Source organism: Bifidobacterium choerinum (assembly GCF_000741135.1).
Taxonomy (GTDB): Bacteria; Actinomycetota; Actinomycetes; order Actinomycetales; family Bifidobacteriaceae; genus Bifidobacterium; species Bifidobacterium choerinum.
Window position 1 is genome coordinate 116,570 of record NZ_JGYU01000003.1, and the last position, 25,424, is coordinate 141,993.

General features: G+C 65.4%; 20 protein-coding genes and 3 tRNA genes. 19 read left to right on the plus strand and 4 right to left on the minus strand.

The window, feature by feature from the left end; genetic code table 11:
- Positions 1–49: 49 nt before the first annotated feature.
- Both pstB and BCHO_RS03490 read left to right on the plus strand, forming a co-directional pair.
- Entirely contained in the window at positions 50–829 is a 780-nt protein-coding gene (gene pstB / locus BCHO_RS03485; RefSeq protein ID WP_024541004.1) for a phosphate ABC transporter ATP-binding protein PstB, read from the plus strand.
- A 196-nt stretch (positions 830–1,025) separates the two neighbouring features.
- Complete coding sequence (locus tag BCHO_RS03490) at positions 1,026–2,420, plus strand: NCS2 family permease (RefSeq protein ID WP_024541003.1); 1,395 nt, start codon at positions 1,026–1,028, stop codon at positions 2,418–2,420.
- 270 nt (positions 2,421–2,690) lie between these two features.
- Here the strand turns inward: BCHO_RS03490 and BCHO_RS03495 are convergent, their stop codons facing one another.
- A complete protein-coding gene (locus BCHO_RS03495) occupies positions 2,691–3,632 on the minus strand; it encodes a metal ABC transporter solute-binding protein, Zn/Mn family (protein ID WP_024541002.1) in 942 nt (313 codons plus the stop codon).
- 720 nt (positions 3,633–4,352) lie between these two features.
- Here BCHO_RS03495 and rplJ point away from each other — a divergent pair.
- The 6 genes from rplJ (at position 4,353) to BCHO_RS09725 (ending at position 13,434) form a co-directional block, all read left to right on the plus strand.
- On the plus strand, positions 4,353–4,874 hold the full coding sequence (rplJ, locus tag BCHO_RS03500; RefSeq protein ID WP_024541001.1) for a 50S ribosomal protein L10: 522 nt from the start codon (positions 4,353–4,355) through the stop codon (positions 4,872–4,874).
- Between the two features lie 113 nt (positions 4,875–4,987).
- On the plus strand, positions 4,988–5,368 hold the full coding sequence (gene rplL / locus BCHO_RS03505) for a 50S ribosomal protein L7/L12 (protein WP_024541000.1): 381 nt from the start codon (positions 4,988–4,990) through the stop codon (positions 5,366–5,368).
- 641 nt (positions 5,369–6,009) lie between these two features.
- On the plus strand, positions 6,010–6,984 hold the full coding sequence (locus BCHO_RS09185; RefSeq protein ID WP_152595867.1) for a hypothetical protein: 975 nt from the start codon (positions 6,010–6,012) through the stop codon (positions 6,982–6,984).
- Positions 6,985–7,415: 431 nt separating this feature from the next.
- On the plus strand, positions 7,416–9,401 hold the full coding sequence (locus BCHO_RS09530) for an FHA domain-containing protein (protein ID WP_237743029.1): 1,986 nt from the start codon (positions 7,416–7,418) through the stop codon (positions 9,399–9,401).
- 8 nt (positions 9,402–9,409) lie between these two features.
- Positions 9,410–13,036: a helicase gene (locus BCHO_RS03525; protein ID WP_024540997.1), complete on the plus strand. Its 3,627-nt coding sequence runs from the start codon at positions 9,410–9,412 to the stop codon at positions 13,034–13,036.
- Positions 13,037–13,284: 248 nt separating this feature from the next.
- Positions 13,285–13,434, plus strand: coding sequence for a BAG family molecular chaperone regulator 5 (locus BCHO_RS09725; RefSeq protein WP_099721723.1), 150 nt, complete (start codon positions 13,285–13,287; stop codon positions 13,432–13,434).
- Here BCHO_RS09725 and BCHO_RS08760 read toward each other — a convergent pair.
- The 3 genes from BCHO_RS08760 to BCHO_RS03545 all read right to left on the minus strand — a co-directional run bounded on the left by BCHO_RS08760 (position 13,431) and on the right by BCHO_RS03545 (position 15,820).
- On the minus strand, positions 13,431–14,462 hold the full coding sequence (locus BCHO_RS08760; protein WP_024540995.1) for an SAF domain-containing protein: 1,032 nt from the start codon (positions 14,460–14,462) through the stop codon (positions 13,431–13,433). The two genes, BCHO_RS09725 and BCHO_RS08760, sit on opposite strands and share 4 nt — an antisense overlap.
- Positions 14,463–14,736: 274 nt before the next feature.
- On the minus strand, positions 14,737–14,922 hold the full coding sequence (locus tag BCHO_RS03540) for an FmdB family zinc ribbon protein (RefSeq protein WP_024540994.1): 186 nt from the start codon (positions 14,920–14,922) through the stop codon (positions 14,737–14,739).
- A 247-nt stretch (positions 14,923–15,169) separates the two neighbouring features.
- Positions 15,170–15,820, minus strand: coding sequence for a 5-formyltetrahydrofolate cyclo-ligase (locus tag BCHO_RS03545; protein WP_051354874.1), 651 nt, complete (start codon positions 15,818–15,820; stop codon positions 15,170–15,172).
- Positions 15,821–16,160: 340 nt separating this feature from the next.
- Between BCHO_RS03545 and BCHO_RS03550 the strand changes: the two genes are divergently transcribed.
- The 11 genes from BCHO_RS03550 (at position 16,161) to dapC (ending at position 25,165) form a co-directional block, all read left to right on the plus strand.
- Positions 16,161–16,844, plus strand: coding sequence for a GNAT family N-acetyltransferase (locus tag BCHO_RS03550; RefSeq protein WP_024540992.1), 684 nt, complete (start codon positions 16,161–16,163; stop codon positions 16,842–16,844).
- Between the two features lie 60 nt (positions 16,845–16,904).
- The gene (locus BCHO_RS03555) at positions 16,905–18,107 is read left to right on the plus strand and encodes a hypothetical protein (protein WP_420306424.1); all 1,203 of its coding nucleotides are present in this window, start codon (positions 16,905–16,907) and stop codon (positions 18,105–18,107) included.
- 272 nt (positions 18,108–18,379) lie between these two features.
- The gene (groES, locus tag BCHO_RS03560; RefSeq protein ID WP_024540990.1) at positions 18,380–18,673 is read left to right on the plus strand and encodes a co-chaperone GroES; all 294 of its coding nucleotides are present in this window, start codon (positions 18,380–18,382) and stop codon (positions 18,671–18,673) included.
- Positions 18,674–19,275: 602 nt separating this feature from the next.
- Positions 19,276–19,357, plus strand: a tRNA-Tyr gene (locus BCHO_RS03565).
- A 1-nt stretch (position 19,358) separates the two neighbouring features.
- Positions 19,359–19,430, plus strand: a tRNA-Thr gene (locus BCHO_RS03570).
- A gap of 4 nt (positions 19,431–19,434) precedes the next feature.
- Positions 19,435–19,508 (plus strand) — tRNA-Met (locus BCHO_RS03575).
- A gap of 52 nt (positions 19,509–19,560) precedes the next feature.
- Positions 19,561–19,731, plus strand: coding sequence for a 50S ribosomal protein L33 (gene rpmG / locus BCHO_RS03580; RefSeq protein WP_022858912.1), 171 nt, complete (start codon positions 19,561–19,563; stop codon positions 19,729–19,731).
- 227 nt (positions 19,732–19,958) lie between these two features.
- Complete coding sequence (locus tag BCHO_RS03585; RefSeq protein WP_024540989.1) at positions 19,959–21,209, plus strand: FAD-binding protein; 1,251 nt, start codon at positions 19,959–19,961, stop codon at positions 21,207–21,209.
- 278 nt (positions 21,210–21,487) lie between these two features.
- Positions 21,488–23,092: an amino acid permease gene (locus BCHO_RS03590; RefSeq protein ID WP_024540988.1), complete on the plus strand. Its 1,605-nt coding sequence runs from the start codon at positions 21,488–21,490 to the stop codon at positions 23,090–23,092.
- Between the two features lie 84 nt (positions 23,093–23,176).
- The gene (fdxA, locus tag BCHO_RS03595) at positions 23,177–23,500 is read left to right on the plus strand and encodes a ferredoxin (RefSeq protein ID WP_024540987.1); all 324 of its coding nucleotides are present in this window, start codon (positions 23,177–23,179) and stop codon (positions 23,498–23,500) included.
- 492 nt (positions 23,501–23,992) lie between these two features.
- The gene (gene dapC, locus BCHO_RS03600) at positions 23,993–25,165 is read left to right on the plus strand and encodes a succinyldiaminopimelate transaminase (protein WP_024540986.1); all 1,173 of its coding nucleotides are present in this window, start codon (positions 23,993–23,995) and stop codon (positions 25,163–25,165) included.
- Positions 25,166–25,424 lie beyond the last annotated feature (259 nt).

Sequence of the window (25,424 nt, forward strand, 5' to 3'; positions counted from 1 at the left end):
CGCGCCGCGGGTGCGCTCGGCAACGTACGTACAGCTAAGGAAGGAACGCATGGGACAGCAAATCGACGTCAACCATCTCAACATCTACTACGGCAGCTTCCTCGCCGTCGAGGACGTCAACCTGCACATCGCGGCGAACAAGGTCACGGCGTTCATCGGGCCGTCGGGCTGCGGCAAGTCGACGGTGCTGCGCACACTCGACCGCATGCACGAGATCACGCCGGGCGCGCATGTGACCGGCGAGGTCCTGCTCGAAGGCAAGAACCTCTATGCGAAGGACGTCGACCCGGTCGCCGTGCGTCGCGATGTGGGCATGGTGTTCCAGCGGCCGAACCCGTTCCCGACGATGTCGATCCGGCAGAACGTGCTCGCCGGCGTGCGGCTCAACAACAAGAAGATTGCGAAGTCGGACGCCGACGATCTGGTGGAGTGGGCGTTGCGCGGCGCGAATCTGTGGAACGAGGTCAAGGACCGCCTCGACAACCCCGGCATCGGCCTGTCGGGCGGTCAGCAGCAGCGTCTGTGCATCGCGCGCACCGTCGCCGTGCATCCGCAGGTGCTGCTGATGGACGAGCCGTGCTCGGCGCTCGACCCGATCTCGACGCTCGCCGTCGAGGACCTCATCGAGGAGCTCAAGAGCGACTACACGATCGTCATCGTCACGCACAACATGCAGCAGGCGGCGCGCGTGGCGGACTACACGGCGTTCTTCAACCTCAAGGCCGTCGGCCAGCCGGGGCATCTCGAGTATTTCGCCGACACGTCGACGATGTTCAACAACCCGCAGAACGAGGAGGCGGAACGCTACGTCTCCGGCCGCTTCGGCTGAGCGGGGAGCACGCGGGAGCATGCGGAAACGGGGGAGCGGAAGGCGTCGGCGATTCCCGGACGTTTCCCGCACGATTCCTCGGTGGGCGAACGCCATGTAACGGAACGGTTTTACATGGCCGTGCTAGCTTGAGGGCTGTCCTGTCTTTCGGGACGGGGCGGCAGTCAAGAGTCCACGAGAAGAATCAGGGTATTACATGGAGAAGTTCTTCCACCTCAAGGAGAGCGGCACGACGGTCGGCAGGGAATGCATGGCCGGTCTGACGACGTTCTTCGCAATGTCCTATATCATCATCGTCAATCCGCAGATCCTGCAGCAGACCGGCATGCCATGGGGCGGCGTCTTCCTCGCGACGATCATCGCCGCGATCATCGGCACGCTCGTCATGGGCCTGTTCGCGAACGTCCCGTACGCGCAGGCGCCGGGCATGGGCCTCAACGCGTTCTTCACCTACACCGTGTGCTTCGGCCTCGGCTTCACCTGGCAGCAGGCGCTGTGCATGGTCTTCCTGTGCGGCCTGATCAACATCCTGATCACCGTCACCAAGGTGCGCAAGATGATCATCAAGGCGATCCCGGAATCGCTGCAGCATGCGATCGGCGGCGGCATCGGCCTGTTCGTCGCCTACGTCGGCCTGCTCAACGTGGCCGCCGTCACGTTCACGCCAAACGACCCGAAGGCAGCCGCGCAGGGCGGCGCCGTCTCCGCCGTGCCGGGCATGGCGACGCTCAACACGCCGACGCTGTGGCTGTTCCTGATCGGTCTGCTGCTCGTCATCGTCTTCACGATCCTCAAGGTCAAGGGAGGCATGCTGCTTGCGATCGTGCTGACCGCCGTCATCGGCATCCCGATGGGACTGACGACGATGAACAACAGCATTTCGATCGGTGACGCCTTCGGTCAGCTTCCGCAGACCTTCGGCGCGCTGTTCTCCCATGAGGGCTTCGGCACATTGTTCTCCGACCCGGCGAAGCTGCCGCTAGTCCTCGTGACGATCTTCGCGTTCTCGATGTCCGACACCTTCGACACGCTCGGCACCTTCATCGGCACCGGCCGCCGCACCGGCATCTTCTCGAAGGCCGACGAAGAATCGCTCGAGAACGGCCACGGCTTCTCGTCGAAGATGGACAAGGCGCTGTTCGCAGATTCGATCGCGACGTCGATCGGCTCGATCTTCGGCACGTCGAACACGACGACCTACGTCGAATCCTCGGCCGGCATCGCCGCGGGCGGCCGCACCGGCCTGACCTCGGTCGTCGTCGCCTGCTGCTTCGCGCTGTCGATCTTCTTCGCGCCGGTCATCTCGGCCGTGCCGAGCGCGGCGACGGCGGGCGTCCTCGTCATCGTCGGCTGCATGATGGCGGCCTCCCTCAAGGAGGTGCGCTGGGACGACATCTCCGAGGCGATCCCGGCGTTCTTCGCGTCGGTGTTCATGGCCTTCGCGTACTCGATCTCCTACGGCATCGCCGCGGGCTTCATCACCTACTGCATCGTCAAGGTCTGCAAGAAGAAGGCGTCCGAGGTCCATCCGATCGTCTGGATCGTCTCCGCGCTGTTCATCCTCGACTTCGCATGCATGGCGATCCTGTAGCGCGATGACCGCGTGAGCCGCGGTCGCGTATGCATCGCGCGGATGCGTACGGCACGCGCGTGTGCGGATGCCGCATGTGCGCGGAATCGCAGCATCGCATACGCGGCTGGACGCGCAGTCGCGCGGACAGGTTCGCACACACAGTCACACATATGAATTACATACGGCAGGCCGCCCGCGCCACCGTTGTTCGGTGGCGCGGGCCCTGCCGTATGCGATGCCGTCGATCCGCACGATCATCAGGAATTCTCGCGATGATCGCGACGGCGACTACTTATCGCTCTTCGAGCCGCCGTCCGTCTCCTGGATCTGCTTGGCGAGCGCACGCATCCACTCGTGCAGCGACTTGTACTGCTCGGGCATCTGCTCGGTCACGTCGACGACCGGCACATTGCCGGAATCGGCGGCGGCGACGAGCTGGTCGTTCATCTTGCTCGGCTCCTGCGAATTCGTGATGAGCATGCGCATGTCGCCCTTCTTGAGCAGGTCGGTGAAGGCCTTGATGTCCGCCGGAGTCGGCTCCGACTCGTTCGCCGCCGCCTGCTTGTAGCCCTTCGGCGTCACGTCGGTCAGTCCCATGTCCTCGGCGAGGTACTGCGCGACCGATTCGACGGCCGCGTAGTTCTTGCTGCCCTTGTCCTTCGCGAGTTCCTTGAGGTCCTTGTCGAGCTGCTGCTCCTCTTCGAGCCACGTCTTGTGCAGCTGCTCGAACTGCGCCTTGTGCTCCGGCTGCAGCTTGATGTAGTCCTTCGTGATCGCGTCGGCTGTTTTGATGCGCGCGTTCGCGGAGAACCAGATATGCGGATTGTCGCCGGTCTTGGCGCCGCTGGCGTCGGCGGCGTCGACGACGAGCGTCTTCGACGACTGCTGCGCGGCCTTGAGCGCCCAGTCGTCGTATCCGGCGCCGTTGACGATCGCGATCTGCGCGTTCTGGATCTTCGAGATGTCGTTCGTCGTCGGCTCGTAGTCGTGCGCGTCGGTGCCGGTGTTGTTGAGGATGCTCGTCACGTCGACGTATTTGCCGCCGAGGTCCTTCGCGAGCGAACCCCACTGGTTGCTCGACGCGATGACGGTGATGACGGCGCTGCCGTTGCCGCCTTCGCTGTTGGCATTGTCGGCGTTCGCGCCGCCGGTGGTCGAGCAGGCGCTCACGGCGGCGATGGTCATGACGCCGGCGAACGTCGCGATCACGGCGCGCATCAGTTTCTTCATATGGGTCCTCGTTTCTGTTGGTCGGTGTGGTTGCCCTCGGTCGCGCCGGGGCTTTACTTGCCGTCCGCTGTGCCGTTGGCTGCGGCTGGCGTCGGATGACGCTGGTTGCCGCTGGTGCCGGCCGGGACCGGCCGGGGCCAAGACCGCGGAGGCCTATGACGGACATGGGCGCCGGCGTACATTAACGGCCGGATTGATGGTTGGTTGGTGTCCACTGTAGCATCAATTGAGAATCATTCGCAATAAGGGGTCTGTTCGGTGTGGCGCGCGAACGCGCGCTGGCGAACGCGGGTGGGGTTGTCGGCGTGGTCGATGGGATGGGCCGGAAACGGGCTGTTTTGCGGGTGGATTCGTCGTGTTGGTCGATGGGTTGGGCCGGAGCGGGTGGGGTTGTCGGCGTGGTCGATGGTTCGGGACGGAGGCGGGCCTGTTTGCGGGCGGGGTTGTCGGCGTGGTCGATGGGTTGGGATGATTGCGACACGCCGGAGGGAGGGGCGTGTCGCGAGGGGTCGGTAGATTATCGCTCTTGTAAACCACAGACCGTTGGTTGGAAGTCGTTCACGGCTTCACGAAGTTTGGTTCGCCAGGCCAGCGCAGGTTGAGAAACATAGTTCCTTGAGTATTCAAGGATGGATGCTGCTCTGCCTGTGTGCAGGGCTTTTTTATTGCCCGACTTGGCATTCCGCCTCACAATCGACGGCCGACTTAGGAAGGAACGCCATGAAGAGGCCCGAAAAGGAAGTGGTGGTCGCCGAGCTTACGGAAGCTTTCCGTAACGCTGACGCGGTCTACCTGACCGAGTACCGCGGGCTTACCGTTCCGCAGATCTCCGATCTGCGCGAAAAGCTAGGCCGCGATACTTCCTACACTGTGGCTAAGAACACGCTGTTCCGCATCGCCGCCAAGGAAGCGGGCATTGAGGGTCTCGACGAGATGCTCAAGGGTCCTTCCGCGGTTGTCTTCGTTCAGGGAGACTTCATCGAGGCTGCGAAGACGCTGCGTGACTTCGCCAAGACCAACAAGGCCCTCATCGTCAAGGGCGGTTACGCAGACGGAACCGTGTACGACGCCGAGGGTGCCAAGCAGCTCGCAGACCTCAAGTCTCGTCCGGAACTGCTTGCCGAAATGGCCGGCGCGCTCAAGGGCACGATGTCCAAGGCCGCCCGCCTGTTCAACGCGCTGCCGACGAAGGTCGTTCGTACGATCGACGCCCTGCGCGAGAAGCAGGAGAAGGCCGCCTGATCGCCCTGCGGTTCGCCGCATAGCAATCGGTTCGGAAAAACGGAAAACAATAAATTTCAGGTGCGCGGAACACGACCAACAACACTGCGTGCCACGATTGAAAGGAAGCCATAATGGCTAAGTTCACCCAGGATGAGCTCCTCGAAGCTTTCGGTGAAATGACCCTCGTCGAGCTCTCCGAGTTCGTCAAGGCCTTCGAAGAGAAGTTCGACGTCGAAGCCACCGCTCCGGTCGCCGTTGCTGCCGCCGCCGCTCCGGGCGCTGCCCCGGCCGAGGAAGAGAAGGATGAGTTCGACGTCATCCTCTCCGCCGTTGGCGACAAGAAGATCCAGGTCATCAAGGCTGTCCGCGCCATCACCAACCTCGGCCTGGCTGAGGCGAAGGCTCTCGTTGACGGCGCTCCGAAGCCGGTTCTCGAGCACGCCAAGAAGGAAGATGCCGAGAAGGCCAAGGCTCAGCTCGAAGAAGCTGGCGCCACCGTCGAGCTCAAGTGATTCGCGCGGCTTCAAGCCGTACATCACGAACGCTTTGTGGGAATCCCCTGCAGTCCGCGGACTGCAGGGGATTCCTGCGTTCGAGGGATGGTCGGGGATGATGGACTGGAGGGATGGACCGCAGGTCTAACCCGTGGCTGGCTGTAGGCGGGGGTTGGCTGGGCGGGCGGGCAGGCCGGCGGCCTGCCAGATTGCGCGCGGAAGTACCCGCTTGCGGGTGGGCTCATCGGTGGTGTCGATGGTTCGGGACGCAAATGGGTCGGTTTGCGGGTGGGTTCGTCGAGTCGCCCGATGGGTTGGGACGTAGCGGGTGGGGTTGTCGGTGGTGTCGATGGGTCGGGACGCAAACATGGGCAGATGCGGGTGGGATCGTCGAAATGATCGACGGATTGGGACGGAAACGCCGATGCGTATGGGGAATTTCAGCGGCGGGAGTAACGAATCAGGGTGCAAGGCACTGGGGGATGGCGGATTTCGCCTGCTATGACGCCACAAGGCAGTGGCCAATGTCGGCTGACTGCGAAATGTGGATAACCGGGGCGTCCGTACACAGAGGTCATCAAGGCTGGTGCAGGCGCAGACGACATATGTAGCGTGGGTTGGGTCGGGAATCGTTACAAGACAAACAAAGGAGTTGGCCCATGCGAGATCACGCCGAAATGAGCCGTCAACTGGATGAAGCCGAACGGGAACGCCGATGCCTGCATCCGTCGGGCGATCCCGTGCGCAAGGCGTTGCTGCGACGAGTACGAACAGGTGAAATCGAAACGCCGATGCCAGGGTTGTTCATTCGCGCTCAATTATGGAGATCGCTCGGTCTGGTCGACCAGTTCAAATATATAGTGCGCGCACTTGCACATTGGCATCCGGATTGGGTCTTTGGCGGCGTGGCCGCGGCATGCATGCATGGATTGTGGATCGAATACCGGGTTGTACGTCAGGCGTTGCATGCGCTTTCGGTCACCGTCATCAGCAAGCCGGAGGGCACCCATTGCAGCAGTACCTATATCGATAGGCGATGTCGTTCGGGAGTACACAGCGTGGTCGTCGACGGCGTTCGGGTGACGTCGCTTGCGCAGACGGTCGCCGAATGCACCGCCTCGATGTCGTTCGTCGACGGCATGACGCTGGCATGCTGCGCACTGCGCAAAGGAATACGCGCGGAGATGATCATGATGTGCGCGGTGGAGAACAGCCTGATGAACGACGTCCTGCGCAAGGTGCTGCAGTATGCGAACGCGAATGCGGAGAACGGAGGGGAGGCGAAGACCCTGGCGGTGTTCATCGAATGCGGGTTCGTGCCGCCTGCGCAGCAGGTGGAGTTCGTCGATCCGCAGACGGGGCGCCGATATCGCGTCGATTATCTGTGGCGGACGGCCGACGGCAGGCTCATCGTCGTAGAGCTCGACGGGTTGGTGAAGTATACGGATCCGGCGATGATGCTGGGGCGTACGCTGGCCGGTGTCATCGACGATGAGCGCGAACGAACGGAAGGATTGCTGCGCGCGGGGGTGACGACGGTGATCCGTATCAGGATGGAGGACCTCGCCGATCGCTGGGCGCTGACGCAGAAGCTCGCCGACGCCGGCGTGCCGATGATGCAGCCGGCCGCGTAGGAGTACGGCTGTGCGGACTGGATACGGGTGCTTGCGGGTGGGATTGTCGGCGGGTTCGATGGGGTGGGACGTAAACGGTCCGGTTTGCGGGTGGGGTTGTCGAGCTGGGCGATGGATTGGGACGCTGCGGGTGGGATCGTCGGCGGGTTCGATGAATCGGGACGCAAACGGGCTGGTTTGCGGGTGGGGTTGTCGAGTTGGCCGATGGAATGGGACGCTGCGAGTCAGATAGACGGGATGCGGTTGCAGCTCTGTGCGATAATGGTGGCGAGTTGGGCGGGAATCGGGCGATTTGTTGAACTACCGCGTAAAATGTTGTTCAGTATGCGTACTTCTCGGTGAAGCACCGTCGCGCGCGCGGCGCATCGAGCGGACAACGGCGAAAGGAAGGTCCCACGGTGAGCGGAGATCAACGAACGACAACGAAATGGATGATACGTGTTGATGGTTCGGATCTGGCCAGCGTCGAAGCAGGGCAAACCGTGGAAATCGGCCGCAAGCCGCTGCGTCCGGTGCCGAGCGGAGGCATGCGCCGCATCGAGATCCTCGACGACACCCGTTCGATGTCGAAGCGGCATGCGGAATTCTCGGTGAAGTCGGACGGCAATGCGATCCTGCGCGACCTCAACTCGACGAACGGCACCTTTCTCGTGCGTCCCGGCAACGAACTCGTGCGTCTGCCTGGCGGCTCCGACTTCGCGATGAACGATGATACGGTGCGTCTGCAGTTCGGCGACGTGCCCGTCGATTTCGTGCGCTTCATCGACGACGATACGACGACGAAGGACGACGATGACGTCGCCAACCTCTTCGACTACGCGCTCGACAACCAGCCGAGCGAACCGGAGGTCGCCGACATGTCGATCGACGACATCCTCAACCTGCGCGCCGGCGAGCCGACCGACATCTTCAACGCCGGTCAGGTGCGCTCGCGCGCGAAGGAGCTACGTCAGGCGGAACGGCAGACCTTCGCGCCGTTCTCGTCGCCGCTCAATCCGCTCGCCGTGAACGACGCGAACGACGATGACGCGCAGGACGCGGCGCCGCGCGACCTGTTCGCCGACGCGCACGACGTCGCCGCCGGCAAGATCGACGAACCGGCCGCGAAGAAGGAGGAGTTCGTGCCGCGCATGCACGACGGTCCGCGTCACGCCGACCATCGCAACGCCGACAGTCTCGTCAGCGTCTCCGAACTCGCGCAGCAGCATCGTCCGATCCCATCCCTCAACGTCGCGCAGGAGCCGGTCGTCGGCGCGACGCGCGAGCCGATTTCGCCGACCATATCGCCGACGTCGTCCGCAAACGGCGAGCCGTCGATCTCGACGACGATGCGCCCGCAGCAGAACGCCGATGCGTCGGCGCAGAATCCGACGCAGCCGTCGCGTCCGAAGCAGCCGAGCGTGTGGCAGACGTCGATGCATACGGGCGTCGCGATGCAGCCGAAGCCGGCCGAGCAGCAGCCATCCGAGCAGTCCGCACAGCCGGTGCGGCAGCCGATGGCGCAGCCGCAGTACGATGCGTCGGCACAGCCGATGCAGCCGAACATGCAGCAGCCGTCGATGCAGGACATGCAGCAGCCGATGCAGCCGAGCGTCGGCGCGCAGTACGATGCGGCGGCGCAGTCGTCGCAGCCGGCGATGCAGCAGCCGAATATGCGGCAGCCGATGAACACGCAGTCGCCGCAGCCGGCCGTGCAGTCGGCTGCGGCGCAGCAGCCGCTCGCCAACGTCGAGATGCCACGTGGCGCGTCGCCGTCGCAGCAGCCGATGCAGCCGCAGCCGGCGATGCAGCAGCCGACGTCTTCCGATGCCTTCGCCGAACAGCGCAACGCGCTGCATTTCGACGTCATCGAATCGACGCTGCAGGGACCGGACGCGGCGGCGCATGCGACGGCCGACACGACCGTGCCGATCGAGGTCGCCGCGCCGACCCATCAGACGAACTTCGTCGCCGAAACGACCGAATCGACGGTCGGTCAGACGACAGCGCAGCCGGCCGGGCAGGACGCCGCATCGGCGTCGCCTACCGATGCCGCCGCACAGCGCGAGGACGACGACTACAGCCGCTTCCGCCGTCACGATGACGACGACGAGCAGCCGCTCGATGCGACGCAGACCTTCACGCCGGCGTTCGAGCCGGGATCGGTGTTCGAACGCGTCGCGAACGGCGACTTCGACAAGCCGAAGGAAATCATCGAGGTCGGCGGCTACACCTCCGACGACGCACGCCGTTCCGACGACTTCACCGAACAGTTCGAGATGGCGCGCCATGCGGAGCTGCTGCCGTTCCTCGCGATGAACCCGACGCTGTACGATGACCTGTACGAATGGCTCGCCGCGCAGTCGAACGCGGACATCGACGAGGCGCTGAGCCGCAATCCGGGATATGAGGACTACCGCAAGGCAGTAGGAAAGTGAGCGAGCAGATGACGGACAATTCCACCCAGACGAGCGGTGCGCTCAACGAGTTGCGCCGGTGGCGAGAGGAGTTCAAGGCGAACCTTGTGCCTTCGCCGCTCGAGGACGTGGCGCAGCTGACCGCGCAGGTCGACCTCACGCACGCGCACCCGTCGGGCATCTCCCAGCTGTTCGCCCGCGGCAGCGCGCCGCTGCATTCGCTGTTCCGCGACAGCGGCATGCTGCGCACGGCCGCGCGCCGCGTCGAACGCGTGCTCGACGACCAGGGCGCGAAGCGGCGCATCAGCGGCGTCGCCGAACTGTCGCTCGTCGTCGGCGTGGCCACATGGAAGGGCAACATGATGCCGGTGCTGCTCTACCCGGTCGAGGTGGTGCGCGACGGCAATCCGGTCGAACACCACACGACGATCAGCTTCACCGGCCATGTGCGGCTCAACGCGTCCTTCCTCGCCGCGATGCGCGAACACGGCGTGCGCCTCGATGAACGCCAGCTGTTCGACGGCTCGAACTACGCGTCCGGCACGCCGGAGACGGCCGCCGTCTTCGCCGCGATCTCGAAGGCCGCGCAGCAGGTCTTCCCCGACTTCTTGATCGAGCGTCAGATCATCCTCGGCTGCTTCATGGACCCGTCGACGCAGATCCTCGTCGAAAGCCAGATGATCATCGACCACCTCGCGAAGGGGCCGAGCGGCAATGTCATGCTCGACGCGCTCGCTGGCTACCCGGAGGCGCGCGGATCGCTGAGCAACGAGCAGATGCCCGCCTTCAGCCCGTTCGACGGCGACCCGCATTCCGAATACGAGATCGGCGACGTCGACAACACCGTGCGCTACGCCGCGAACATGGCCGCCGCTGGGCATTCGCTGTTCGTCGACGGCACCGAGGACACCGACACGGCCGAACAGGCCGCGGCGATCGCCTCGCGCTGCATCATGGCTGGTCGTTCCGTGCTGTATGTGCCGTGCGTGACCGATCAGAAGCGTCGTTTCCTGTCGATCATGCGCGCGAACGAACTCGGCGGCCAGGTGCTCGACGTGGCCGACCCGAACGCGAACGCGGCAATCGACCATCAGCTCATCCGCGCCGTCGGATACCAGCAGGGCGTCGCGACGTCGCGCTTCGAACAGCTCGCCGACGAACTCGTCGGCGTGCGCTCAAGGCTGACACGCTACCTCGGCGACCTGCACGGCGTCAACAAGACGTGGGGCGTCTCCGCCTACCAGACGATCCAGAATCTCGCGAGCATCGCCGAACTGCCGACGCATCCGTCGACGCATGTGCGCCTGTCGAAGGAGGTCGCGCAGGCGATCGGCCCGTCACTCGACGACTGGGCGGCCAAGCTCGACCGCGCCGGCGAACTCGGCGAATACACGATCGACGCGAAGGACACCGCGTGGTACAAGGCCTCCCTCTACAGCGAGGACGAGGCGATCGGCGCCTACCAGCGCGTCGTCACGATGCTGCGCACGTTGCTGCCGGCGACACGAGAGCAGGTGACGAACACCGTGAAGACCTGCGGATTCTCGGTGCCGACGACGGCGCAGGAATGGGGACGCCAGGTCACCGTGCTCAAGAACCTGCGGCGCGTACTCGACGTGTTCCAGCCGGAGATCTTCGAACGCGACATCGACCTGATGATCGAGGCGACGAAGCCGAAGCAGGACCGTAAGTCCGACGGCTCGACGATGGGCTTCTGGGAACGCCGCCGTCACGTCAAGGAGGCGAAGAGCCTGCTGCGCGTCGGCGCGCAGGTCGAGAACCTGCACGACGCGCTATGCGTCGTGCAGCGTCAGGCCGAACAGTGGCGCCTGTTCGTGCCGCACGGCGGCTGGCCGGTGCTGCCGCCGAAGCTCGACGACATCATCACGACGCAGGACGAACTCGTCTCCAACATGACGGCGCTTGGCACGGTGCTCGCGACGACGCCCGACGGAGGCGACCTGCAGTCGACCGACTTCAACGCCGTCGAGGAGCGGCTCAAGGCGCTGCTCGACGACCGCAAGGCGCTCGACACATTGCCCGAACGCGCTACGCTCGAACGTGAGCTCGACGCCGCCGGCCTGAGCGAGCTCGTCGAAGACCTGCACAACCGCCACGTGGCCGTCGACGCCGTGTGCGACGAGCTGCGCCTCGCCTGGTGGACGACCGTCTTCGACGACATCGTGCATTCGTCGGCGATCATCTCGAATCAGGACGGCTCGGCGCTGCAGAGCGCCTCCGACCGCTTCGTGCAGGTCGACACCGAGCATGTGCGCTCGGTCGGCCCGATGATCATGCAGGAGTCGATGCACCGGCTGTGCGACCTGCTGTTCGCCCGCACGCAGGAGGCGAACATGCTGCACACGGTGCTCGCCGGCTCGAACGGCATCTCGCTGAGCCGCATCCACCATGACCATCCCGAGATCCTCGCCGCCGCGAAGCCGGTCATCATGAGCACGCCGGCGACGCTCGCGTCGGTCACGAAGCCGACGCCGATCGCCGACGTCGTCATCGTCGACGCGGCCGCGCATCTGCCGTCGATCCTGCTGCTCAACATCCTGTGCCGCGCCCGTCAGGTCGTCGTCCTCGCCCACGAGCAGACGATCACCTCCGACAGCGTGCGCACGCTCGTCTCGCTGCTACCGCACGTCACCGTCGCGCCGCATCCGACTCGCCGCGACCCGCGCGTCAACCGCTTCCTCGAAGCGCAGGGCTACGGCAAGGTCAGCCACGACGTGGCGCGCGACGGCGTGCAGGGGAACCTCGTCTTCCACCAGATCGAAGCGACCGGCGTGCCGATCATGGCAAGCGGCCTCGTCGAAAGCAGCCAGGGCGAGATCGACGAGATCGTCTCCCTCATCACCCGCCGCGCGCAGACCTTCACCGCCGTGCCGGCGAGCTACATCCTGACCGTCGTGTGCATGACGCCGACCTTCCGCACCCGTCTGGGCGCCGAACTCAAGGCGCTCGCGACGCGCAACGAGCCGATGGGACGCTTCCTGCGGCACGTGCGTATCATCGACATCACCGACGTCGCCGGCGCGCACGCGACCGACGTCATCCTGTCGATGAGCTACGCGAAGACGTCGCACGGCCGTCTGCTGCAGCAGTTCGGCGCGCTCGAGAGCGACGGCGGCAGGGGCATGCTGCTCGATGCGCTCGCGCTCGCCGACCACAACATCGACATCGTCAGCGCGTTCAACGCCGACGACCTCGAGGACGACCGTCTGCACCACGCCGGCCCGAAGATGCTCAAGACGCTGCTTGTCTGGGCGCAGCGGCTTGGCAACGAGACGCCGGTCGAGGCGGCCGGTAGGCCCGACGCAGACAATGTGCTGCTCACCGATCTGGCCGCCCGCATCCGCGAGCGCGGTCTCGACGTGGCCGTCGACTACGGCTATGACGGCGGCGTGCGGCTGCCGATGGTCGTCGGTCGCAAGGACAAGCCGTATGCACTCGCCGTGTTCACCGACGACGCCCAGTTCATGGGCATCCAGTCGACGCGCGAGCGCCATCGCATCCTCGAACAGGACACCGAGGGCCTCGGCTGGTCGGTCATGACGATCTGGAGCGTCGCCGCCTTCGTCAATCCGGACAAGGAGGTCGACCGCGTCGTCGCGCAGCTCGACTCGCTGTACCGGGAGTCGCAGCGATGAGCGCCGCCGTCATCCGCGTCTTCGACGGCAGCGGCGACGGCGCCGATGACACGGTCGCCGTCGCCGCTGCCGACGTCACTGCCGTCGATAGCTCTGCCGCCGCCGCTGCCGGCGATGCCTCCGTGGACGCTGCCGGCAATGCCGGCGCGGACGCCGCCGCCGTGGACGATGCGCCCGCCGCGAATGCTGCACATGCGCCGGCGTACAGCGCCGAGCGACGCACGCCGCGGCGCCATCGTCGCGTCGTCATGAAGGGCACCGAGCGTTTCGACGCCGACGGCGTCAAGCTTGAGGCCGGCGACATGCGCACGCGCGAGCAGCAGGCGGCCGACGACGACCGCCGCATCCTCGGCGAGCTGCCGCCGCATTGGGGCGTCTTCCAGGAGCGCGGCCGCTAGTCGTCGGCGCGTACGGCGAGGATCGGCCCGTTCGTCTGCGCCTGCAACGTGCGCATCGCGTCGGCCGCGCTCATCGCGACCGGCGTCAGATGGCCGTCACCCGCCACGTCGTCGCGCGGCGGCCCCATGATGATCGCGTCGTCGCTGACCGTGCACAGCCCGTCCGCGACGATCGTGGCATCGGCGGCCGCATCGGCTTCCGGATTGGTGTCGGCTGCTGCGCGTGCGTTTGCGCCGACGGCTGCTCCGGCATTCACATCCGCCGTTGCGCCGACGGCTGTTGCGTCGTCGGTGCCGTCCGTGTCCGGCTTGCCGTGTGCACCTGCCTGTTTGCCGACTGCACCTGATCTGCCGTCTGCGTCCGTCGTTCTGCTGACCGTGTCCGTTCTGCCGCCAGTGTCCGTTCTGCCGGCTGCATCTTTGCTGGCTGCACCTCTGCCGGATGCACCTCCGCTGTCCGTGCCGGCTGCATCGTCCGCACCCGACTCGTTTGCCGCACCTGCCGCATCGGCGGCGTCACCGTTGCCGGCCGTCTCCGCTGCAGGAGGGGAGCAGCCGGTCGCCGCCGTCAGTCTGATATGCGTGCCGGGGGAGAAGGGGCGGCTGAGCTCGCCGAGACGCACGTCGATGACGGTGTGCCCCGGCGCGACGGCCGGTACGCGGCCGAGCATCGTCGGCAGCAGCACGTCGCCTTCGCGGATGTCGATGAGCGCGTAGGCCGTCTCGTCATCGAGCGCGTCGACGGCGTCGGACAACGCATCGCTCGCCGGCAGCGCCGTCATCGTGAAATCGGCGGTGACGACGGCGTCGCCGGCCTGGATCTGATGCGCGGCGGTGAGCACTCTGCGCGTCGCCGTCGCCGTGACGACGCATTCGAGCGTGCACAGCACGGCGAGCGCGGCACAGCAGGCCGCGAGCAATTTGCGCGCGCGGCGGTCGAGCCGGCGGCCGCACGGCGTGCGCGGATGGCCGGACTGTGCCGAGTCGCCGCGTCTGGAGCGGGAACCAAAGTCGAACAAATGCATCATGGCAGCATAATGCGTCCCGGCGGTCGGCTGAGTCCAGCCCGGGCGGGGTATGTGACCGGAAGGGTGTGTCGTCGGCCAAATGTGGACGACACGCCGTGAAAAGCTGTGGATTGTGAAGATTGTTCGCTCTCAGTCCACATCGTATCCACATCGATGTGGATGAACGAATAGCCTATCCACAACGTCCATCAGACGACTGTGGACAGCGCAAAGGCCACCGGACCCTGATGGGCCGCGCGGTGGCCTTTGCCGATGCGGAGAACGCGGAAACCTCTTACTTCGAGCCTTTGTCGGTGCGGTAGAAGCCGCTGCCCTTGAAGGTGATCGGGACGGCCGAATACACCTTGTGGACGGTCGGCTCGCCGCACTTGGGGCAGACGGTGATCGGTTCGTCGTCGAAGGACTGGTGTTCGGTGAAGTCGTAGCCGCAGTTCTTGCAGCGGTAATGGTAGACGGGCATGATGCTCCTTTCGGGTGGGCGCGTTCGCGCGAGCGCATACTTGTTCTAATCCCCAGAGACTACTCACATGTGTGCATGAGCGGCTACGGTCATCCACCGTGGGCGTAGGCCGTCGGCGATGTGGTCGCGGTGCGGTCGCGCCGTGACGGCGCCGCGGTCTGGGCATCGTCGCATGCGCGTCGTCGGATCGCGAAGATCATGCGGCGGCGGCCGGATGGTTGCGGCGGTCACTGGGTGACTGCCGCAGTCACTGGATGAAGACGAGATGTTGCGGCGTGAGCACGGCGTCGACCGGCATGTCGTGCGGCTGCGTCGGCAGCGGCGTGACGACGAATTCGCAGCTCCAGCACATCGCGATGCGCGGCGCGGCGGGACGTGCGTATTCGAGCGCGTGGTCGTACCATCCGGCGCCGCGTCCGAGTCGGCCGCCGCCGTGGTCGACGGCGAGCGCCGGCAGCACGATGATGTCGGCGTCGGCGAGCGCCTCGGCCGGCAGCGTCCCGGTGTCGGGCTCGTCGGGACGCGGCATATGCCCGTCGCCGGCGGCATGTTCGTGGTGCAGCGCGGTGACCTCGTCGGGCGACGTCAGCCGGGACCAGCCGATCTCCCTGCCCGAACCGAGCCGCGGCACGAGCAGTTCGATGCCGCGCGACGCCGCCTCGTTGAGGATCGGCAATGTGCTGATCTCGGTGCCCATCGACACATGGCAGGCCATCGTCAGCGGCGTCGTGCGCGGTTTGGAGAACAGCGGAAGCGCGAACAGCGAGGCGGCGCAGCGTTCGCCGGCGGCGGCGCGTTCGGCGTCCGTCGTGTGGCGGCGCTGCGCGAGCAGCTCATGGCGGAGCTCGCGTTTGCGTGCATCGATCGGCGGGTTCGGATTCGGCTGGTTCGTAGACATGGTCACGGTTCTACCACGCCGCGGCCTCGGCGGCGCTGCGCCGACCGCGGGATGGGACGGCGTGCGGATCTGCACATGCTTGCATACGGTCTTGGATGGACGGCGCGCGGTTGCGCGATGGCCCACGGGACGCGTATGACTGCATATGGATCGCGCGCGTGGTCGCGTTGCGTATGGGCTGCATGTGGATTGTGCGCGGGATGCGTCTGACCGCATGCGAGCTGCCCATGGTTTCGGCGGGATGCATATGATCCGGGCATGGAGATCGTCATGTGCCGTGCGGGCCGTGCGTGGGCTGCATGCAGACGGCGTGCGCGCCGCTGCGTGCAACAATGGGGGCGTGACGATTTTGCGAACCCTGCGCGACCGGATGCGACGCGACGACCCGAACGCCTTCCATACGCCGCTGACGCTGCTCGCGCCCGCGGATGCGCCGGCGATCCGTCTGCGCACGATGACGGCGGCCGACGAGGACGAATGGGATCAGGTGCGCATACGCAACGCGGCATGGCTCGAACCGTGGGATTCCAACGACCCCGAGCGTCATCGCTCGGTCACGTTCCCGCAATGGATACATATGCAGCGGCGTGACGAACGCTCGGGGTCGGCGATCGTCTTCGTCATCGAATACGACGGCCGCATCGTCGGGCAGATCTCGCTCGGCGCGGTCATGTTCGGGGCGATGCGCAGCGGCATCATCGGCTATTGGATCGATCAGGATTACGCTGGCAGGGGATTCACGCCGCTCGCCGTGACGATGCTCGCCGACTGGGCGATGCTCGATCCGGACGGACCGCGGCTGCATCGCGTGGAGATCGACCTCGTGCCGCAGAACGAGCGTTCGCGGCGCGTCGTGCAGAAGATCGGTGCGAAATATGAGGGAATCCGACGAAAATATATGTACATTAATGGGCACTGGCGCGACCACGAATCGTACAGCCTGCTCGCCGAGGACGCCCCCGACGGCTTCACCCGCCGTCTGATTGGCGACACGCCCGGCGAACGCGTTTCCTCATTGTCCTAAATTCTTTTATTCTTAGGAACTATGGGTTACGAATCACTGAGCACGATCGTGGTCTTGGTGATGGTCGGAATCATCATGGCGATATGGCTGCCACGCAAGACGGTCGACGGCATGAAAACAGTGATGAAGCATCGTTCGGACCGATACTCCACTTCGCTGCATCTGGTGGATGAGCAAAGCGGCACGACGTTCAACGATGTCGATTCGCCGAAGACGAAAGGGGCGATAATGCCAGCGACGCAGAAGGAACACGGTGCGTACCGCGAATACCGCGAGTATGTGGCCAACGTACGTAAGCTTCGCCGTGCCGCCGCGCATCGCCGCAAGCTGATCGCCGGCGCGCTGCTCACCGCGACCGTCGTCGTCCTCGTCCTCGCCTTCGTGCTGCACTTCAGCCCGTGGTACACGCTCATCCCGGCGGGACTGCTCGCGCTCGTCTGCGGCCTCGGCATCCACGCGTCCAAGCAGGCGCGCGCATGGGAGGCGAAGGTCGCCGCGAAGGAACAGGAGCATCGTCGCAGGCAGCGGATGCGCCCGAAGGTCGTCAAGCGTCAGGCCGACGCGGCCGTCGCCGCCGCACAGTCCCCGTCGACGCACGCCGACGCGGCGCAGCAGGCGCCCGAGGAGACGCGCACCGACGTCATGGAACAGCGTGAGATTCGCCGAGCGCTGCATCAGGCGCGCGTCGAGCAGGCGCAGGCGCTCGCGCGCCGTCAGGCCGCGCAGCAAGAGACGGCCGAGCCGCAGCCGGGGGAGGCTGCAGAGCAGATCGAGGCGGCCGCGTCCGGCGAGGACGAGCGTGTGCACGCACAGCTCGTCGTACGCGAGGAGGCGAACGCCTATCCGCCGGACGAGACGAACGAACTGTCCGAGATCTCGCCGGCGTCCGCCGTCGACGCCTTCGACATGGCGATCAACCAGGATCTGATCTCCTTCTCGCTCGGTGCGCCGCGCAACGGCGTCGACCATCCGCAGCAGGCTCCCGAAAGCCGTGAGATCAAGTCGACGAAGCAGGTCGCGAAGGCCGAGCCGAAGGCAGTCGCCGACGACTCCGCCGCAGCGGATGCATCCGGTGACGCGCCTGCGGACGCCGAATCCTCCGCGGACGATACGCCGAACGCGGAGACCGCCGCTCCGTCGCCGATCAACGATTCCGTCGCGTTCCACGAGAGCGAACGGAACGCCGCTGTCGAGGCGCCCGACGAGACGAGCGATTCGCTCGGAACGAACCTCGAATCGATTCTCGCGCGCCGCGGCAACTGACCATCGCCGTCGCAGGGCGTTTCCGCTCCGCGACATGCCACGTTTTGAGACGCCGACCGATTCTTTCGGTCGGCGTTTTTCGTTGATTCGCAACGTTTTCTCTCACAGCGTTAGCACTCGAGTTGGCAGAGTGCTACCGGTCGCGCTAGGATAGGCAACTAGCGCGACGGAAAGGGTGCGGCAAGTGAATCGTCAGCCGCCTGACGTATTCGTTCCCGAGCGAAACCGTAACGATTGTTCGCATGCAGCAATGCAGAAAGAGGAGGTACGTCGTGTCGTTCCCACTCATTCCACTGGAAGACAAGATCATCGTCAAGCAGGCTGAGGCCGAGACGCAGACCGCTTCGGGCCTGTTCATCCCGGACAACGCCAAGGAGAAGCCGCAGCAGGGCGAAGTCCTCGCCGTCGGCCCGGGCCGCCGCGATGAGAAGGGAGAGCGCATCCCGATGGATGTCAAGGTCGGCGACAAGATCCTGTACTCGAAGTACGGCGGTACCGAAGTGCACTACCAGGGTGAGGACTACCTCATCGTGGCCGCGCGCGACGTGCTCGCGATCCTCGCCTGATTCTCGATTCGGCGCGTGAATCACGCACCACACGTTGACGAAGGCCCCGCGTGTCATCCCGACACGCGGGGCCTTCGCATATCCGGCGTGCGGGGATGACGTGGCTGGCGTATATGCGCGCAGTGTGGGTCGCGGCTGGCGGGCTAAGCGTCTCGATCTGCGTATGCGTGCGCAGCGTGGGTCGTGATCTGGGCGCAGGCCGCCTCGGTGTGCGTACGCGTGCGCGGTGCGGGACGCTGGCGGGGTGCTAAGCGTCTCATCCGGCGTATGGGTGCGCAGTGTGCGACGCCGGTGGAGTGTGCTAGGCGTCCTGATCTGCGTGCTGATGCGCAATGCGGGACGCTGTGCATGGGTCGCGGAGCGCCTACGACCGGAGTGCGGTCTGGCGTCGCGCACGCCGCGGCACGCCTGTGCGTGGGGCGGGAATAGCGGCGGCGGATTGCTGTTGACCCGTATGTGCGGCCGGCGGCCGCACGCGAGAAGGCTGTTGCGCCGATGGGTGAAAATCGAGGAACGGCAACGCGACACGCCGAGATTTGCGGAAAGTTACCCTCCCGTGGCATACTAGCCAAGTTGCCGGTTGAACCTCAACCGAAAACGATGGCGGATTTCCCAAGCGGTCAAAGGGACCTGACTGTAAATCAGGCGCTTCGTGCTTCAGTGGTTCGAATCCACTATCCGCCACGCCTCGATAGCTCAGTGGTAGAGCACTTCCTTGGTAAGGAAGAGGTCGTGAGTCCGATTCTCACTCGAGGCTCTCTGGCGGGATAGCTCAGCTGGCTAGAGCGTACGACTCATAATCGTAAGGTCAAGAGTTCGAGTCTCTTTCTCGCTACTATAAGGGCCGGGAAACCGGCCCACATATTCGACAACAAGAGGTGAACCAAATGGCAAGCAAGAGCGCAGACATTCGTCCGGGCATCACGCTGGCATGCACCGAGTGCAAAGAGCGTAACTACATCACGACGAAGAATCGTCGTAACACGCCCGATCGTCTCGAACTGAAGAAGTTCTGCCCGCGCTGCGGCAAGCAGACGCTTCATCGCGAGACCCGCTGAGCATAGATTCTTTGCAGGAGCCCGACCGAAAGGTCGGGCTCCTTTCGTTTTCCGCCGTGCCGCCGTGCATCGTCGCCACGTACGCGCGCCGCACCGCCACGGCGCTATCGTCGCTGCCGCCTCCGCTGCGTCGCCACGCCAGCCATCCATCGTTCCGTCCGCGCGCAGTCGATATTGTGGCAGCTGAACCCGGCCCGGCGCCGACGATTTTTGTTACTGTGGAAGCTATGACAACTTTTGCAGAGCTCACCACCATCGGCGTAGGTGGCAATATCGATCATTTCATGGAACCGACGACACGCGCGAGCATCATCGAAGAGATCGAACACGCGGACACGCACGGCATCCCCGTGTGCGTCATCGGCGGTGGCTCGAACCTGCTCGCCTCCGACGACGACTTCCACGGCCTCGTGCTGCGCGACGCGCGCCGCCTGATCACCGTGCCCGACGAAGCCGACCCGGTCGAGAACGGCGACAACACCGTGCATGTGACCGCCGAAGCCGGCTGCAACTGGGACGACCTCGTCGAGTTCTGCGTCGAACGCGGCCTCGAGGGCATCGAGGGGCTCTCCGGCATCCCCGGCAACGTCGGCGCGAGCGTCGTGCAGAACATCGGCGCCTACGGCCAGGAGGTCGCGACGAGCGTCGAATCGGTCGAGGTGTGGGACCGCGAGGACCGCAAGACGAAGACGTTGTCGAACGTCGAAATGCAGTTCGGCTACCGTTCGAGCCTGCTCAAGACAAGCATGTACAAGGCGCCGGGCGTGCCGAACGAGGAATACTATCCGTCGCCGCGCTACATCGTGTTGTCGGTGACTTTCGCGCTCACGCACACCGAAAGCGGCACCGTCAACTATCCGCAGCTCGCGCAGGCGCTGCACGTCAACCTCTCCGACCGCATCCCGATCGCCCGTCTGCGCGATGCCGTGCTCGACGTGCGCGCGTCGAAGGCGATGCTCGAGGACGCGACGCGCTACCGTCTGCCCGTCATGGTCGACGAGAAGCGGCCGGACGCGGTCGAACGTGCGATTCGCGACCAGCAGCGCTTCGTGACGCGGCACGACGCGCCCGCCGACGTCGTCGACGAGCATATACAGGCGACGGTCGGCGAGAACGAGGACTACAACCGCCACAGCTGCGGCAGCTTCTTCATGAACCCGATCGTCGACTCGACGGTGGCCGCCGCACTGCCCGACGACTCGCCGAAGTACCCGGCGACGCTGCCCGACGGCTCGACCGGCGTCAAGCTGTCCGCGGCGTGGCTCATCGACCACGCCGGCTTCCACAAGGGCTACCGCGTGTCGCCGGATGCGCGCGCCGCGCTGTCCGACATGCACACGCTCGCGATCACGAACCGCGGCGGCGCGGCCTGCGACGACATCGTCGCGCTCGCGTCGGCGATCCGCGACGGCGTGCGCAAGCAGTTCAACGTGACGCTCGTGCCCGAGCCGGTCATGGTCAACACGAGGCTGTCCTGACGGCGATCGCACGACGGTCGCACAGAAGACGACCCCGATCCGCCGGCCGCACAATCGCGGCCGGCGGATCCTTTTCCCTCACATCGCGCATATCTGCACGGAAAAACACGGGGATGCGCGGCGCGCGACGGCGCAATCTTGCTCACAGTGAACGATGCGCCGGGGTACGTCCTACACTTGGGCTGCGTATCTGGCACATCGCCTGTTCGCAGGTCACGCCAAAAGCTCATGAGCGCCAGCTGCATATAAGAGAGTAAGAACGCGGACCAGGTGGCAACGTGCAGATATTCAGGACGAAATCAGTCGAACAAACCATAGCCGAAACGAACGAAACCGGCCATTCACTCAAACGCAGCCTCGGATGGTGGGACCTCGCCGTCATGGGCGTCGCCGTGGCCGTCGGCGCCGGCATCTTCTCGGTGGGCGCGCAGGCGGCGGCCTTCCACGCCGGCCCCGCCGTCATCATCAGCTTCATCATCGCCGGCATCGTCTGCGGCGCGGCCGTCATGTGCTACGCCGAATTCGCGTCGATCATGCCGGTCGCCGGCTCCGCATACACCTTCACCTACGCGACGATCGGCGAGATCATGGCGTGGATCATCGGATGGGACCTCATCCTCGAGATGCTGATGGCCGGCTCCGTCATCTCCAAATACTGGGGCGTCTACCTCAACGACTTCATGCGGCTGATGGGCCTGAACTGGAATACGAACCTCACCTTCGGCTCCTTCCACCTCGATATCGCGCCGATCATCATCGTCGGATTCTTCACGGTGCTGCTCGTCTTCGGCACGAAGATCGGCGCGCGCGTCGACGGCGCGATGACGATCCTCAAGATCGCAATCGTCGTCTTCGTCGTCGTCGTCGGCTTCTTCTACGTGAAAGCCGCGAACTACACGCCGTTCGTGCCGCCGAGCGAACCGGCGGACGTCGTGCGGCACGGCGAGCTCGGCGGCAGCATGGCGCAGCCGCTGTGGCAGTGGCTCACGCACATGCAGCCGACCGTCTACGGATGGTCGGGCGTCCTCTCCGGCGCCGCGCTCGTGTTCTTCGCTTTCATCGGATTCGACGTCGTCGCCACCGCCTCCGAGGAGACGAAGAACCCGAAGCGCAACGTGCCGCTCGGCATCGGCGTCGGCATGCTGCTCGTCATCGTCATGTACGTGCTCGTCGCGATCGTCACGACCGGCATGGTCTCCTACAAGAAGCTCGCGCAGGTCGACAGCCCGTCGCTCGCGACCGCGTTCGAACTCGTCGGCGCCGACTGGGCGGCCAAGATCATCAGCTTCGCGATCGTGCTCGGACTCGCGACCGTCGTCATGGTGCTGCTGCTCGGCCTGACGCGCGTCGTCTTCGCGATGAGCCGCGACGGCCTGCTGCCGCGCGGCATCTCGCGCACCGGCAAACACGGCACGCCGGCGAGGCTGCAGATCGTCGTCGGCGTCGTCGTCGCGCTCGTCGCCGCCTGCTTCAACATCGACGTATTGTCCGACATGGTGAACATCGGCACACTCTCGGCGTTCACGCTCGTCGCGCTCGCGATCCCGATCATGCGCAAGAAGCGCCCCGACCTGCCGCGCACCTTCCGCATCCCCGGCAACCCGTGGGTGCCGATCCTCGTCGCGCTCGCGAACTTCTGGCTCATGCTCAACCTGACCGTGCTCACGTGGATTCGCTTCCTCGTGTGGCTCGTCGTCGGCTTCGCCATCTACTTCTCCTACAGCTACAACCATGCGCGGCTCGGCACCGGCGAGCTCGACGCCGAACTCGAGCGGTTCGACAAGGAGCAGCGCATCAGCCAGCTCAAGGAGACGGCGCGCGAGACGGCCGAAGCGAAGGCGAAGGCCGCCGCGAAGGACGAACGCCGGCGCGAGGAACGCTGACTCGACGCCGCATCGCCGCGCGCGTCGACTTTGCTCGGCGGCGGGCGCGCGGTAGTCTGGAACGGAGTCTTAAGGAGGACACAGATGGCCTATGTGATTGCCCAGCCCTGCGTGGACGTCAAGGACAAGGCATGCGTCGACGAATGCCCGGTCGACTGCATCTACGAAGGCAAGCGTTCGCTGTACATCAACCCGAACGAGTGCGTCGACTGCGGCGCCTGCGAGCCGGTCTGCCCGACCGAGGCGATCTTCTACGAGGACGATCTGCCGCCGCAGTGGGAGTGGTACAAGGACGCGGCGATCGAATTCTTCGCCGAAGTCGGCGACCTCGGCGGCGCACAGGCCGCCGGCCCGATCGGCAAGGACCCGAAGCGCGTCGCCGAACTGCCGCCGCAGAACGGCGCGTGACCGCCACGTGATCGCCACGTGATTGCCACGTGTGATTGTGTCTGCGCGATCCGCGTCGGAATGGCCCGTGCATGCCCCTATCCGGGGTGTGCACGGGCCATCCGCGTTGTTCCGTGCACTGTGCGCGTCTCGCGCTGCGTACGCATACGCGCCGGGCGACGCCGGCGCGTGTTCTGGCGTCTCACACTGCGTATGTGTGCGCTGGTTGTGATGCTGTGGCAGGATCTGGCGTCCCGCACTGCGTATGCGTACGCTGGCTGTGACGTTGCGGCAGGATCTGGCGTCCCGCACTGCGTATGCATGCGCTGGCTGTGACGCTGGCGCGTGTTCTGGCGTCTCGCGCTGCGTACGCATACGCGCCGGGCGACGCCGGTCAATGCGGGAAACGATAATCGTCAGCAGTAGCCGAGTCACCGAGCAGGAACAACAATGCATCGGATAAGGCACATGTATCGCATAACGCATGCATCGTGCAGACAGAAGGAGCATGAGATGGGATTCCATGATTTTTCGTCGCCGTACGACTGGTCGCGCATCGCGCAGTACAAGGATCGCGCGCGTGAGTTCGCCGGGGGCATGATCGACCTGTCGATCGGCTCGCCGGTGGACGATGTGCCCGAGGCCGTGCGCGTCGCGCTCGCCGACGCCGCGAGCGCCGCGAACGGCTACGGCTATCCGGCGACGGTCGGCACCGCCGAACTGCGCGCCGCATTGCACGAATGGTTCCGCGACTGCCGCGACGTCGAACTTGCGCAGATCGGCGCCGACGTCGTGCCGACGGTCGGCTCGAAGGAGGCCGTCGCGATGATGGCGTCGCTGCTGCACCTCGGCGCCGGCGACGTTGTTGTCCAGCCGCGCGTGTCCTATCCGACCTACGAAATCGGCACGCAGGTCGCCGGCGCCACCGTGCACAAGGTGGACGACGTCGCCGACGTCGCGTCGTGGAAGGACGTGCCCGGCGTCAAGGCCGTGTGGGTGAACTCGCCGAACAATCCGACCGGCGCGACGCTCGACGCGGAGCAGCTGCGGCGCATCGTGGAGGCGGCGCGCGCGATCGATGCCGTCGTGCTGTCCGACGAATGCTACGCGATGATGGCGTGGAACGACGACAACGACGGCGAAGGCATGCTCGAGCAGGATCTCGAGGGATCGCCGTGCATGCTGCGTGCCGACGTCTGCGACGGCGACGCCCGCGGCATCCTCGTGCTGTACTCGCTGAGCAAACAGTCGAACATGGCCGGCTACCGCACCGCGTGCATCGCCGGCGACGCCGCGATCGTGCACGACATGACGAACCTGCGCAAGCAGCTCGGTCTCATCGTCCCCGGTCCGGTGCAGGCGGCGATGACGGCGGGACTGCGCTCGACCGACGTGGTGCGCCTGCAGCACAACCGCTACCATGCGCGGCTCAAGGCGCTCGTCGAAGGACTGCGCGCCTATGGATACAACGCGTCGATGCCGCAGGGCGCGCTGTACGTGTGGGTGAAGGCGAAGTCCGGCGACTGCTGGCAGGACATGGAAGATCTCGCGTCGATCGGCGTCATCGCGAGCCCCGGCGAGTTCTACGGCGACGGCTCCCATCTGCGCTTCTCGTCGACGGTGAGCGACGAGGACATCGCGGCCGCCGTCGGCCGACTGCGCGCGGCGGCCGCGGTCGGCGAGTGACGACTGCGTGACGGTTGTGCGACGGTGACTGTATGAGTGTGCGTGCCGCCGTGGCTGCGGTTGCGACGCGCCGCGGCCACGGCGGCGCGTCGCGCGGCGATGGCCGAATGCGGTGACACCCTTCGATGCGCGCAGCGAGTGCACGGCCGCATGGTGCATCGTGCGGCGATGGTCGGATGCGATGATGCGGCGGCCGCGGTTTCGTAATCGCATAGCCGTCGTATGCGCGCCGTCGCGCGGGCACGCATGAGCATCCGCG

What these genes read in the sequence shown, in the direction of transcription:
- BCHO_RS09185 (WP_152595867.1), top strand. Translation starts at nt 6,010, where the DNA reads ATGCGAGATCACGCCGAAATGAGCCGTCAACTGGATGAAGCCGAACGG.
- BCHO_RS03525 (WP_024540997.1), top strand. Translation starts at nt 9,410, where the DNA reads ATGACGGACAATTCCACCCAGACGAGCGGTGCGCTCAACGAGTTGCGC.
- BCHO_RS03540 (WP_024540994.1), bottom strand. Translation starts at nt 14,922, where the DNA reads ATGCCCGTCTACCATTACCGCTGCAAGAACTGCGGCTACGACTTCACC.
- BCHO_RS08760 (WP_024540995.1), bottom strand. Translation starts at nt 14,462, where the DNA reads ATGATGCATTTGTTCGACTTTGGTTCCCGCTCCAGACGCGGCGACTCG.
- BCHO_RS09725 (WP_099721723.1), top strand. Translation starts at nt 13,285, where the DNA reads ATGAAGGGCACCGAGCGTTTCGACGCCGACGGCGTCAAGCTTGAGGCC.
- dapC (WP_024540986.1), top strand. Translation starts at nt 23,993, where the DNA reads ATGGGATTCCATGATTTTTCGTCGCCGTACGACTGGTCGCGCATCGCG.
- BCHO_RS09530 (WP_237743029.1), top strand. Translation starts at nt 7,416, where the DNA reads ATGATACGTGTTGATGGTTCGGATCTGGCCAGCGTCGAAGCAGGGCAA.
- BCHO_RS03555 (WP_420306424.1), top strand. Translation starts at nt 16,905, where the DNA reads ATGGTCGGAATCATCATGGCGATATGGCTGCCACGCAAGACGGTCGAC.
- pstB (WP_024541004.1), top strand. Translation starts at nt 50, where the DNA reads ATGGGACAGCAAATCGACGTCAACCATCTCAACATCTACTACGGCAGC.
- fdxA (WP_024540987.1), top strand. Translation starts at nt 23,177, where the DNA reads ATGGCCTATGTGATTGCCCAGCCCTGCGTGGACGTCAAGGACAAGGCA.
- BCHO_RS03495 (WP_024541002.1), bottom strand. Translation starts at nt 3,632, where the DNA reads ATGAAGAAACTGATGCGCGCCGTGATCGCGACGTTCGCCGGCGTCATG.
- BCHO_RS03545 (WP_051354874.1), bottom strand. Translation starts at nt 15,820, where the DNA reads ATGTCTACGAACCAGCCGAATCCGAACCCGCCGATCGATGCACGCAAA.
- BCHO_RS03490 (WP_024541003.1), top strand. Translation starts at nt 1,026, where the DNA reads ATGGAGAAGTTCTTCCACCTCAAGGAGAGCGGCACGACGGTCGGCAGG.
- rplJ (WP_024541001.1), top strand. Translation starts at nt 4,353, where the DNA reads ATGAAGAGGCCCGAAAAGGAAGTGGTGGTCGCCGAGCTTACGGAAGCT.
- rplL (WP_024541000.1), top strand. Translation starts at nt 4,988, where the DNA reads ATGGCTAAGTTCACCCAGGATGAGCTCCTCGAAGCTTTCGGTGAAATG.
- BCHO_RS03585 (WP_024540989.1), top strand. Translation starts at nt 19,959, where the DNA reads ATGACAACTTTTGCAGAGCTCACCACCATCGGCGTAGGTGGCAATATC.
- rpmG (WP_022858912.1), top strand. Translation starts at nt 19,561, where the DNA reads ATGGCAAGCAAGAGCGCAGACATTCGTCCGGGCATCACGCTGGCATGC.